Source organism: Spirabiliibacterium pneumoniae, assembly GCF_014884995.1.
Lineage (GTDB): Bacteria > Pseudomonadota > Gammaproteobacteria > Enterobacterales > Pasteurellaceae > Spirabiliibacterium > Spirabiliibacterium pneumoniae.
The window spans coordinates 1-12,861 of the sequence record NZ_JABMII010000005.1; the positions used below are offsets into that span (position 1 = coordinate 1).

A 12,861-nucleotide genomic window follows, 5' to 3' on the forward strand; every position below is an offset into this window, starting at 1 on the left:
AGAGACAATCCCCTGTGCTTCCATTTGATCGACAATGCGTGCAGCACGGTTAAAGCCGAGTTTAAAATTGCGTTGAATAGACGAGATGGAGATTGTGCCTGTGTTGAGCACAAATTCCACCACCGTGTCAAACAGCTCATCCAACTCGTCATCGCCCACGCCGACCGCACTTTGGGTTTCGTCCTCGTCTTGGGAGATAGTAATTTCGTCTAAGTATTGCGGCGTGCCGCGTGCGCGCCAGTCATCGGCGACATTTTGCACATCACTATCAGTCATAAACGCACCATGAATACGCACCAGCTCGGAGGTGCCTGGGCCTGCGTAAAGCATATCCCCACGCCCAAGCAGTGCTTCTGCACCGTTGGTGTCTAAGATGGTGCGTGAATCAATTTTGCTTGCAACCGTAAAGGCAATACGGCTTGGCACGTTGGCTTTAATCAAGCCCGTTATCACATCCACCGATGGGCGTTGGGTGGCTAAAATCAAGTGAATACCCACCGCACGGGCTTTTTGCGCTAGGCGGGCGATTTGTTCTTCCACTTGTTTGCCTGCCACCATCATTAAATCCGCAAACTCATCCACCACCACTACAATGTAACTCATTTTTTCCAGCGGCGGTGGTGCGCTGTCCATGCTGTCGCGCGGTTTCCAGATTGGATTTGGAATCGGCATTTGCATCTGTTCGGCTTGCTTGATTTTGTCATTGAAGCCTTCAATATTGCGCACATAAAGGGCTGACAACAGCAGATAACGCCGCTCCATTTCGTCCACACACCAGCGCAGCGCATTAGCGGCTTTTTTCATGTCGGTCACAACGGGGGTTAATAAGTGCGGTATGTCTTGATAAATGGAGAGTTCCACCACTTTCGGGTCAATCATAATCATGCGCACGTCTTCAGGCTTGCGTTTATACAGCAAACTCAAAATCATGCTATTCACACCCACGGATTTCCCCGAGCCGGTGGCACCGGCCACCAGCAAGTGTGGCATTTTGGCCAAATCCACCACCACAGGCTCGCCACTGATGTCTTTGCCCAGCGCCATCGGCAACAACGCTTTGCTCTCTCTAAACTCACGGCTGTCAAACACCTCACGCAATCCCACGGTTTGGCGGTGCTTGTTTGGCGTTTCAATCCCGATATACGGCTTGCCTGGGATGACTTCGGCAATCCGAATGGCACTGAACATCAACGCCCGCGCCAAATCGCTATCCAGCCCTGAGACTTTAGAGGCTTTCACGCCAGGTTCCAGTTCAAGCTCATAGCGGGTGACCACAGGGCCGACCAGCACGTCTTTGACCTGCGCTTTCACGCGGAAGTTGGCCAGCTGCTGCTCAATGCGTGCCGAAGTGGCGTGGATTTCGCTTTTGTCGACCGACAAACTCTGGATTTTCATCGGCTCAAGCAAATCCAGTGTTGGCAGTGCGGTGCTAGGCTTGGCTTTTTTGCTTGGCATACTGCTTTGCAACAGCGGGTGAATCAGCGTGCCGTGAGCAGCATAGTCTTGATATTGTGGTGGCTGTTTCGGCTCAACTTGGACTTGAATTTTCGCCAGATCTTCTTCAACCCCAAGCGCTTTGGCACGCTGCTCCCTATCTTGCTCTTTTTGGCGCTCTTGTTCTGCAAAGGCTTTCGCTAGTTGCGCCTGCACTGGGTCGAAAAGCCCCTCGTCATTATCGGTTTCAACCGCACTTTGACTTTGCATCATCAGCTCGTCAGGCAAGGTGAGATCAAAGAGTTCATCTTTTTTATTGTCAGGTGTTTCTTTGCTCATATTCTGCGCAATTTCGCTCATTGAACGAATGGTTGGGATACTCACTGCTGGCAACTCAGGTTCTTCCACTGCTACCGTTGCGTGTGAAAAATCAGGCATCTCATCATCTTGTTTGACCATGGGCATATTGTCAATCGGCGGCAATGGCTTAAGCGCAACAGCACTTTCAACCTCAATCGGCTCAAGCTCGGCAAGCTCTTCAGGGCTTTTTACCACAACAGGAGCAGGCTCTTCGCGCGGTGGCATAAAGAGTGGATCAAGCTCGTGTTGTTGTGTTTCTTCATCATCATATTTTGCCGTCAGCCAATAATAACCACTGACAAGCAGCATCACCAACGACATACCCGCACTTAAAATAAAGCCCACCACAGCCGCACAAAACGCTACCATAAAGGTGCCAAACATGCCTAAAGTCGGGTAGAGATGCTTAACAATGAAAGCCCCCAGCACGCCACCTGCAAGGTGAATTTCACTATTAGCAAGCAATAAGGACGCCAGTGCAGTCAAGCCGCACATCAGCAGGGTAAAGCCAAACACGCGCACTAACACGCGCCCTTTGCTGAAATTGTCTTTCCAACGGTTGCGCAGCAACAAAATCGCGGAAATCACCAACATAAACGGAATAAAATTGGCCAATGAGCCAAACAAAGCAAACAAAATATCGATGCACATCGCGCCAAAGTGGCCAGCTTTGTTAAGGGTGTCTTGCTGTGGGCTAGCCACCGTCCAAGCGTTGTCAAACGCGCTATAGCTTGACCACGCGATAATCAAATAAACACCAAAAAGCACGCATAGCCCTAAAATCAGTTCAAGAAGATAGTGTTTGGCACTGTAAGGGGGTTTAAATCGTTGAATCATAATCTACTCTGCTTTGCTTTTCGCTTTAATCTGAATCAGGTTACTTTTTTTCACCTCTTCCATCACCACATAAGTGCGGGTGTCGTTCACGCCAGGCAAGCGCAGCAATGTGGTGCCAAGCAGTTGGCGATAAGCCGCCATATCTGGCACACGGGTTTTTAATAGGTAGTCAAAATCGCCTGAGACAAGAAAACACTCTTGAATTTCATCGAGTTTTTGTACAGCTTGGTTAAATTCTTCAAACACATCAGGCTTGCCGCGCACCAGCGTGATTTCCACAATCACCAGCAGCGGTGAATCAAGCAATTCAGGGTTGAGCAGCGCACGATACCCCATGATAATGCCCTGTCTTTCCAGCCGACGTACACGCTCAAGGCAAGGCGTTGGTGACAACCCCACTTTTTTGGATAAATCAATATTGGAGATTTTGCCGTTTTGCTGTAATTCTTGCAAAATTTTGATGTCGGTCGCATCAAGTACTTTATTATTTTTTTTAGACATAACAGTTCCCATCACAAAGTGCGGTATCAGTTTACTTGATTTTCACATTATTTTAAACAAAAAAGCCCGCTCGTAGGCGGGCATCGGCTGACTGTTTCGCTACGCATAGCGTTTGAACACTAATGTAGCATTCGTGCCACCAAAACCAAAGCTATTGGACATCACAGTGTTCAGTTTCACGCCCATTTTCGGCGCTGTGATGATATTCATGCCTTGGGCTTTTTCATCAAGCGTGTTGATGTTAATACTTGGTGCAATAAAATCGTGGTTCAACATTAACAGCGAATAAATCGCCTCGTGCACCCCTGCCGCACCCAGTGCGTGGCCAGTCATCGCTTTAGTCGCTGAAATGGCTGGGGTGTTGTCGCCAAACACCTCGCGCACCGCTTCAAGTTCTTTCACATCACCCACGGGGGTGGAGGTGCCGTGTACATTGAGATAATCCACTGGAGTGTCGAGATTTTCCATCGCTTGACGCATACAGCGTGCGGCTCCTTCACCGCTTGGTGCCACCATATCATAACCGTCCGATGAAGCACCATAGCCGACAATCTCAGCATAAATGGTTGCCCCACGCGCCAGTGCATGCTCTAGCTCTTCCACTACCACAATGCCGCCGCCGCCTGAAATCACAAAGCCATCACGATCCGCATCATAGGTGCGAGAAGCCAGCTCTGGCGTATCGTTGTACTTGGTTGACAGCGCGCCCATGGCATCAAATTCACAGGCACATTCCCACGCCAATTCTTCAGCGCCGCCTGCAAAAACCACATCTTGCTTGCCAAGTTGAATAAGCTCAACAGCATGCCCAATACAATGGGCGGAGGTGGCGCACGCCGAACTGATAGAATAATTCACGCCTTTGATTTTAAACGGGGTTGCCAAGCACGCTGACACGCTCGATGCCATGGTTTTGGTCACAGCATAAGGCCCAATGGCTTTCACTCCGCGTGGTCCACGCATAGCATCGGCTGCTACGATCTGATTATGTGGTGAGCCAGCACCTGCGCCCACAACCAAGCCTGTGCGCGTGTTGGACACTTGATCTTCACTCAGACCTGCACTGTCGATTGCCTGTTGCATAGAAAGATAAGCGTAAGCGGCTGCATCGCCCATAAAACGCATCACTTTACGGTCGATCAGCTCTTTAGGTTCAATTTTTAGCGTACCCGCAATTTGACTGCGCATACCAATCTCAGCAAATTCAGGCATAGCACGAATGCCCGATTTGCCTTGTTTGAGCGCGTCAAGCACTTCTTGTGCATTGTTGCCAATGCTTGACACAATACCAAAACCTGTAATCACTGCTCTTTTCATCTTTAAACCTTTCTTTAACTGTGAGTGTTTCAACGTACAACTGTTAGCTGAATACGTTACTATAAAATAAAAACATTGCAAGCATTATCCCGCAATTCTTAATAATTGCTGTTTTTGTGTTTAATTTTTAATCAATTTAACAGGCATTTCATTGGCCTTTCGCGTACAATACACAAAAACGAAAAAAGGCACGCTATGACAACCCAAACCGACTTTGCACACGTTCACTTTGATGAACACAACACGCCCTATTCTGAGCAATTTGATGACATTTATTTTATGCCTGCGCACGGGCTTGACGAAGCCCGTTATGTGTTTTTAGACGGCAACCAGCTGCTCGAGCGCTGGCAAACTTGGCACAAACCGCACTTTGTCATTGCAGAAACGGGCTTTGGTACGGGGTTAAACTTTCTCGCCTGCTGCGCACTGTTTGATGCCTTTCGCGCCCAACACCCCGATACACCACTCAAACGCTTATTTTTTATCTCATTTGAAAAATTCCCACTCACGCGCCAAGCCCTCACCCAAAGCCATCGCGGGCTTGATTCACTGGCACTTTATTGCCAGCAACTCACGCAACAGTGGGTAGACATTCCCATTACAGGCTGCCACCGCTGCCACTTTGGCAGTGCTATCACGCTTGACCTGTGGCTTGGTGATCTACATGACAATTTACCTGAACTGGGAGATTATTACCAAGGGCGCGTGGATGCGTGGTTTTTAGACGGCTTTGCGCCGAGCAAAAACCCTGATATGTGGAATGATTCGCTCTATCAACAGATGTTTCGTTTAAGTCATCAAGGCACCACATTTGCAACCTTCACCGCAGCCAGTAAAGTGCGGTTGGGGCTTGAGGCAGCAGGCTTTACAGTGCGCAAACGCAAAGGTTTTGCCCATAAACGGGAGATGCTTATCGGCTTCAAGCCAACGGAAAGTGCGGTTACGTTTACTTACCCATGGAGCGCTTTCAACAGCGGAGAAAACACGCGCGATGTGGCGATCATTGGTGGGGGTGTGGCAAGCCTGTTCACCGCACTGGCATTGCGTAAACGTGGGATCGCCGTTACGCTTTATTGTCAAGACGATGCGCTAGGTCAAGGCGCATCAGGCAACGCACAAGGCGCACTTTATCCCCAATTAAGTGATGATGATCAGCGCAACTGCGCCATTTATGCACACAGTTTTCTCTACGCAAAACGCATTTTGCCACCATTATGCGAACAGCTCGGCGGTGTCGAACAAGGCTGGCATGGTGTAGCCCTTTGCGCTTACAACTGTAAGGTAAAACAAAAATTAGCGAAGATCGCCAGCCACTGGCCGCCGCCCCTTTTTGAATTAAAATCAGCGCAAGCATTGACCGCACTTTGTGGCATTGAAATCCCACACGAAGGAGGGTTTATTGCGTCCGCAGGTTGGCTGTCACCAAAGCAGCTGATGCAACGCGGCGCACGCTATCTGCAAAAGTGCGGTGTCAATATTATCACCCGCACTGAGATTGAGCAGCTAAGCCCGCTCGTTGATAGCCGCTGGCAGCTTGATGCTGGCAACCGCACTTTTACCCATGACGCGGTGGTGCTGGCTTGTGGGCATAAGCTGACCCACTTTTCACAAACCGAGAAATTACCGCTCTACCCCGTGCGCGGGCAAGTCAGCTATATTCCGACGACCCCTGCGTTGCAAGCACTAAAAGCGGTGGTTTGTTTTGATGGTTATCTCACCCCGCACAATCAACAACAGCAGCATTGTCTTGGCGCAAGCCATGTGCGTGAGCAGGTAGCCTGTGATTTTTCCGCACAAGAACAGCAAGCCAATAAAATCCGCCTCACCAATAATATTGGGCTAGCGTGGGCGCAAGAGATTGATATTTCTGGCATGCAGGGAAATGTGGGGGTGCGTTGTGGTACGCGGGAGCGGCTGCCTATGATGGGGAACGTACCGCACTTTGATGAAATGGCGCACGCCTACGCTAACTTGTTTAATCTGCGCCGCCGTCAACAACCCATAGCCCCCGCGCCATATTGGAAAAACCTATATCTTCTTGGCGCACTGGGCTCTCGCGGGCTAACCAGCGCACCACTTTTGGCAGAAAGTCTCGCCTCGCTGGTGGCCAATGAACCGATACCGCTGGCGCAATCCCTATTGTTTGCCCTCAATCCCAACCGCACTTGGGTGCGCAAGTTATTGAAAGGCACGCCGATTAAATAGCGTTGTGCTGCATTGCAATTTCATAACTGGCGAGCAACGCTTCACCAAAGGGCTGCCGCCAGCCTTGCAGTAAACGTGGTAACGGGAGGTCTTGCTCAGGATTATACCAACGCCATTTAATCAATTGGTGTAAGAATTTACGGCTGGCAATGCGCTCTTTTGTAATAGTTTCTGGAACAAGCTCAACGAGTTGTTGTTGCAACAGTTTCATATGCTTTTTGTAGCTTGCCTGTGTGGCAATTTGCTCAATCGCAGGTGGATGGCTCTCAGCAGGCGCTTTATGTGCTTGCGCAATGAGTTGCACGATTTTTTTGCCATAACGGCGAATCGTTTGCGGGTGAACATCAAACTCCACCAATGCTGACGGTTGTTTTATCATCGCTTGCGCTGCGTTGAAAAGTGCGGTTTCTCTGATGATAAAATTCGGTGCGATATCTTCTTCAATCGCCAACGTTAACCGCCATTGTGCCAGCAGTTTCAGTGCCAACAACCGTTCACCTTGCAGCCGCCAAGCGTTGCCAATAGTCAGATACGCCTGTTCAGGCTGAGGCTGGCGCAGGCACTTTTCACACAAATAGTCACACTCTTGCATAACCGCACTTTGCCACTGAGTCGGCAACGCTTCACGCATTTGGCTAAACAGCGGCAACAGATAATACACATCGGCGCCAGCATAACGCAGCTGCGTCTCGCTCAGCGGGCGGGCAAGCCAGTCCGTGCGCGATGCGCCTTTGTCCAATGAAATGGAAAAATAATGCTCGATCAGAGAGGCAAAGCCCGTCGAACTATTAAACCCCATAAAATCCGCCATGACTTGGGTGTCGATTAACGGCCTTGGCAGCTGATTAAAATAATGCGCGAACACTTCCAAATCTTCACTGCACGCATGCAGCACCTTTAACACGTTCTTCGCTTGCAACAACGCAATAAAAGGGGAAAAATCCTGGATAGATAACGGATCGATTAACGATAATGTTTGCCCATCATAAAGCTGAATCAGCCCCAATTGAGGATAAAATGTGCGAGTGCGGATAAACTCAGTATCCAACGCCACAACACTTTTTTCACTCGCCTGCGCGCATACTTTCGCTAGCAAAGTATCGTTATCAATCCAGAGATGATCGATTTGGGGTGGGATATTAATCATCGTTTTTTTCTTTATTTTGCTTAAACTTTGCTAATTCTTCATCACGCACTACGCGGCGGAGAATTTTGCCCACATTGCTTTTCGGCAATTCACGACGAAATTCAATTTCACGCGGCACTTTATACCCTGTCAGATGCTGACGACAATGAGTCCGCAACTCATCTGGTGTCAGGCTTTCATCGCGTTTCACCACAAAAATTTTCACTTTTTCGCCACTGCGTGCATCTGGCACCCCTATCGCCACCACTTCAGCCACTTTATAGTTGAGCATCACCACGTCTTCAATCTCATTTGGAAACACATTAAAGCCAGAGACGTTAATCATGTCTTTTTTGCGATCAACAATCTTGAGATTGAGATCCTCACCCATCACAACAATGTCGCCAGTTGCCATCCAGCCATCTTTAAGCACTTCCGCCGTTGCCTCTGGGCGCTGCCAATAACCTTTCATCACCTGATCGCCTTTGACCCATAGCTCACCACGCTCACCAATGCCAACCTCTTCGCCCTCATCGTTGAGAATTTTAATATCGGTGTTAGGCACTGGTACACCGATGTTGCCGTTATGCTCTTTAGCGTGCGGCGGACAGGCGGCAATCAGTGGCGAGCATTCAGTCATACCATAACCTTCAATGATGTTGCAGCCTGTAAGCTTGTGCCAGCGTTGCGCCACAGATTGGTTAACCGACATACCGCCTGCAACGGTCAACAATAGTGTAGAGAAATCCAACTCACGGAAGTTTTCATTGTTAAGTAGCGCATTATAGAGTGTGTTAACGCCTGTTATCGCCACAAATGGATGACGCTTAAGCTCTCGCACAAAACCATTAATATCCCGTGGATTGGTAATCAAAATACCCGTCAATCCTAACTCCACAAATAAGAGGCAATTGACAGTCAAGGCAAACACATGATAGAGAGGCAGCGCAATGATCGCCTCGCGATGTTGTGAATGGCGCAAAAAAGGTTCTGCCACCCATTTGGCTTGGAAAATGTTGGTTAAAATATTTTTATGCGTTAGCATCGCGCCTTTGGCAACACCAGTGGTTCCGCCAGTGTACTGCAAAAAGGCGATGTCATCGCCCTTAACCACAGGCTGCACGTATTGGCGGAATTTGCCAATGCGCAGCACTTCACGAAAAGTCACGGCACCAGGGAGTTTGTATTTCGGCACCAATTTTTTGATGTATTTCACCACAAAATTGACCAGATTGCGCTTGCCAAACGAGAGTTGATCCCCCATGCGTGTTAGGATCACATGTTTCACGTCAGTTTCTTTCACTATACTTTCTAACGTAGCGGCAAAGGTGGAGACCACCACAATGGCTTTGGCGCCGCTGTCTTGCAGCTGGTGCTCCAGCTCGCGTGGTGTATATAGCGGGTTGACGTTCACCACAATCAAGCCTGCACGCAGCACACCAAATAGCGAGATGGGGTATTGCAGCAAATTCGGCATCATTAAGGCTACGCGGTCGCCTTGATTGAGTTTCAATTCATTTTGTAAATAAGCCGCAAAGGCGCGCGAGCGCTCTTCGAGTTTGCGCCAAGTCAGCACTTGCCCCATGTTAATGTAGGCAGCTTGATCAGGGCGCTCACGCACCGCGGTGTCGAACATATCAAGCAAAGTGCGGTATTTATCCGTTTTAATTTCGCGCTCAGCATCGGGTGGGTAATTATCAAACCAAATTTTTTCCATAATAGATGTTATCCGTTATTTTTTTAGGCTTTATAACAAGTTAATCGGCTTATTGCAATGCTATCCGCGTTTTTATCACGGGAAGTTCTAAAAATCCCCCTTGCAAGAAAAACGGCGAACGCACACCATACCACGGATCCTCATCGTTGTAATACTCCACATACGTTTGCCACTGGTGCACTCGCTCAGCACGGATCACAGGGAAGCGGTAATCCGCCTGATCAATTTTTCCTTCACGCTCGCCGATATATTTTCCTTTTACCGTAATATACTGATCTTTAATGCTTAATGGATCGACAAAGTGCGGTACACGCACGATAAATCGCCCATTGCTGTGGGCTTCAGGGATAGGTTTAGCACTGTATTTATCTACCAGCAGGCTAAGCACCTCCAGCTCACTTTGCTCCTGACTCAACGCTTTGGCTGCAATCACTTTGCCTCCAAGCCGCACACCAATACACTGGCATTGGCTGTCAGCGGCAGATAATTGATCAAAGCTAATTAACGTGTGTTCACCGCGCTCCAATCCTTGCGGCGCCAGTTGACAGGCACAAAGCGCACTGCTGGCCAGTGCAATTGCAAATAATTTCATTTTCATACATTACTCCCGACCAGGTAGTTTTTTCCAAGTGACTTGATTGCGGATATAAACAGGCTCGATCTCAAGTGCGCTTTGCGTTTCACCGCACGCCCATGCCGCTTGCGCTAAGGTCAACATATATTGCGCGGATGGCAACGTGATTTCAACCGCTCTTTGCGTCAACGATGCCAGCGCAGGATACGCCCCCCAGCCTGTGCCCACACAAATATCTGCATTAATTTGATGCGTTTTGAGCAACGCTAACACACATTCAGGTGGCAGCACTTGTTCATCAAGCAGCGGCTGCCAGCTGTCAAACGCTTGCCCCTCGTGGCTTATCGTGTGATGTTTAAGCGCGGAAAAATAGACCTCACCCATGCGGGCATCGATGGCGCAAAGTGCGGTTTGCGCACCGCACTTTTGATAGGCCGCTTGCGCCATCGCAGTCAAATTCGATACCCCAATCACAGGCAAATCCGCACCTAGCGCCAACCCTTGCACAATACCACAGCCAATGCGCACGCCAGTAAAACTGCCTGGCCCCCGCCCATACACCAACGCATTCACATCACGCAAGGCAATGCCCGCTTGCGTTAAAATTTCATCCACCATCGGCAAAATGCGTTTGGTGTGCGCTTTGGGGCTAAGTTCGTCCAAACTCAGCACTTCTCCCCCACGCAGTAATGCCACCGAGCACGCCTCTGTTGCGGTATCCAGTGCCAATAATGTTGTCATACGATTATCCCTAAAATGTCGTTTATGCGCTAAATTGAATGTTGTTATTTTAACATAAAAGTGCGCTTTTAAAATCCATCAGCGCAGGTTGTGAACCGCACTTTTATGCTCGCCAATGCTCACGGCGTGTCGGTTAAAAACGCGATTGCCTTGTTTAAATCACGGGTACGTTTGGCGTTAGGCAGGCTTTTCACAAAGGTTTGGCCATAAGCGCGCATCACCAAGCGGCTGTCACAGATGATGATCACACCACGATCGCTGACATCACGAATAAGCCGCCCCACGCCTTGTTTTAAGGTAATGACCGCACTGGGTAATTGAATGTCGTAAAACGGATCCCCCCCGCGCAAACGGCAATCTTCAATGCGCGCTTTCAGCAGTGGCTCATCGGGTGCCGTGAAAGGCAGCTTGTCGATAATCACCAAGCTCAACGCCGCCCCACGCACATCCACCCCTTCCCAAAAACTGGCTGTGGCCACCAATACACACTCTGGCTCGCGTGAAAATTTATCCAACAACGCCAGCTTGCTGCTGTCGCCCTGACAAAGCACATTAAGCGCCGAATTTTCACGCAGGAACTGAGCTAAATCCCGCATCATTTGATACGACGTACACAGCAAAAAGCAGCGCCCATGATTAGCTTCAATCACGCTTTGCAACATCTCGCCGAGTTTGGCAGCGGTGTGGCGTTGGTTGCTGGCAGGTAAAAAGCGCGGCACGCACAACATTGCTTGCTGCTGATAATCAAATGGTGAGGCAAGCACAATCTCGCGCGCTTGAGTAATGCCCATACGTTGACAGAAAAACGCAAACGTTCCCCCCACCTCTAACGTGGCGGACGTAAACACCCACGCGGCGTCGTGCTCTTTAAGTTGCTGACCAAATTTTTCCGCCACTGTCAGTGGCGTGATGTGTAACGTAAACAAACGGTTGAAGGTTTCATACCAATAGCAATAGCCTGTCTGGCTGGTTTGGCAAATGCGCTCAAGGGTGGCGATGTGACTGTTGATGCGCTCAAAAATACTGTCGATCGTCGGGCTACGCCCAAGATGCCCTTTGACAACATCACGCAAAAAGGCCAAATTTTTCGCCAATGTGTCAACCGCACTTTGTGCCGCACTGGATTGCAGCAGCTCACGCAAATTGCCACGCTGATTGCCATCACCGAGCAGCAGGCGCACATCTTGTACAATTTTGTTGAGGTGATCAGCTGCTGTGTTGAGCTGCTTGGCATCTTTAAGTTCCGTGCGATAACACAATATCGCATCACGGCAAAGATCGAACAGTTGGCGAGCACTCAGCGAAATGCCAAAATAGTGGCTTGCCACATCTGGCAGCTGGTGCGCTTCGTCGAAAATCACAATATCCGCATTGGGAATCAGCTCGCCAAAACCGCCCTCTTTCACCGCCATATCCGCACAAAACAAGTGATGATTGACAACAACTAAATCCGCGTCCAGCGCTTTTTTGCGTGCTTTAAGCACATAACATTCCTTAAACTGCGGGCAATCTGAACCTAAACAATTTTCGTTGGTGCTGGTCAGCTGGCTCAACAGCGGGCTGTCTTCAGCAATGCTCTCACATTCGCTTAAATCCCCCGTGCTACTTTGCGCTTGCCATTGACGCACGCGGCTGAGATCGGCCAGCACACTGCGATCACCGAGCACGCCTTCGGCAATGAGTTTATCCAGTCGCTCAAGGCAGAGATAATTGCTACGCCCCTTGAGCAGCGCCAGCTTGCCACTGTATTGCAACGCTTTTTGAATGGTGGGCAAATCACGTTTGTAGAGCTGATCTTGTAAGTTTTTTGAACCCGTGGAGATGATCGTTTTTTTGCCCGACAGCATAGCGGGCACTAAATACGCAAATGTCTTGCCAGTGCCCGTGCCTGCTTCAATCACTAATTGCGATTTTGTCGCAATCGCCTCATCCACCGCACTCGCCATCGTCGTTTGCTCCGCACGGGGCTGAAAGCCCTGAATATGCTCTGCCAGCGTGCCTTTAGTCGCAAAGGCTTTTTTCACACGGGTACGATAGTTGTCTGCCATA

At 49.4% G+C, this 12,861-nt stretch carries 9 protein-coding genes; 1 reads left to right on the forward strand and 8 read right to left on the reverse strand.

The annotated features are described in order from the left end of the window. The 3 genes from HPC38_RS04385 to fabB form a co-directional block, all read right to left on the reverse strand. The coding region (locus HPC38_RS04385; RefSeq protein ID WP_208120073.1) for a DNA translocase FtsK at nucleotides 1–2,631 on the reverse strand (2,631 nt) is incomplete at its 3' end. Between the two features lie 3 nt (nucleotides 2,632–2,634). Next, nucleotides 2,635–3,132, reverse strand: coding sequence for a leucine-responsive transcriptional regulator Lrp (gene lrp / locus HPC38_RS04390; protein WP_208120074.1), 498 nt, complete (start codon nucleotides 3,130–3,132; stop codon nucleotides 2,635–2,637). A 99-nt stretch (nucleotides 3,133–3,231) separates the two neighbouring features. Further along, entirely contained in the window at nucleotides 3,232–4,449 is a 1,218-nt protein-coding gene (fabB, locus tag HPC38_RS04395) for a beta-ketoacyl-ACP synthase I (RefSeq protein ID WP_208120075.1), read from the reverse strand. A 195-nt stretch (nucleotides 4,450–4,644) separates the two neighbouring features. On the opposite strand from fabB, the gene mnmC reads away from it, so the two are divergent. Next, nucleotides 4,645–6,654, forward strand: coding sequence for a bifunctional tRNA (5-methylaminomethyl-2-thiouridine)(34)-methyltransferase MnmD/FAD-dependent 5-carboxymethylaminomethyl-2-thiouridine(34) oxidoreductase MnmC (mnmC, locus tag HPC38_RS04400; protein ID WP_208120076.1), 2,010 nt, complete (start codon nucleotides 4,645–4,647; stop codon nucleotides 6,652–6,654). Here mnmC and rnd read toward each other — a convergent pair. The 5 genes from rnd to HPC38_RS04425 form a co-directional block, all read right to left on the reverse strand. Continuing rightward, nucleotides 6,647–7,801 carry a ribonuclease D gene (gene rnd / locus HPC38_RS04405; RefSeq protein WP_208120077.1) on the reverse strand — a complete coding sequence of 385 codons (1,155 nt, stop codon included), beginning with the start codon at nucleotides 7,799–7,801 and terminating at the stop codon, nucleotides 6,647–6,649. The genes mnmC and rnd overlap by 8 nt on opposite strands. Further along, complete coding sequence (fadD, locus tag HPC38_RS04410) at nucleotides 7,794–9,497, reverse strand: long-chain-fatty-acid--CoA ligase FadD (protein WP_208120078.1); 1,704 nt, start codon at nucleotides 9,495–9,497, stop codon at nucleotides 7,794–7,796. The genes rnd and fadD overlap by 8 nt, the downstream gene beginning before the upstream one ends. A gap of 49 nt (nucleotides 9,498–9,546) precedes the next feature. Then, nucleotides 9,547–10,095 (reverse strand): Slp family lipoprotein, encoded by a 549-nt coding sequence (locus tag HPC38_RS04415; protein WP_208120079.1) that lies wholly within the window; start codon nucleotides 10,093–10,095, stop codon nucleotides 9,547–9,549. Nucleotides 10,096–10,098: 3 nt separating this feature from the next. Beyond that, nucleotides 10,099–10,812 (reverse strand): tRNA (adenosine(37)-N6)-threonylcarbamoyltransferase complex dimerization subunit type 1 TsaB, encoded by a 714-nt coding sequence (gene tsaB, locus HPC38_RS04420; RefSeq protein WP_208120080.1) that lies wholly within the window; start codon nucleotides 10,810–10,812, stop codon nucleotides 10,099–10,101. Between the two features lie 119 nt (nucleotides 10,813–10,931). Continuing rightward, nucleotides 10,932–12,860: an ATP-dependent DNA helicase gene (locus tag HPC38_RS04425; protein ID WP_208120081.1), complete on the reverse strand. Its 1,929-nt coding sequence runs from the start codon at nucleotides 12,858–12,860 to the stop codon at nucleotides 10,932–10,934. Between the last annotated feature and the right edge of the window lies 1 nt (nucleotide 12,861).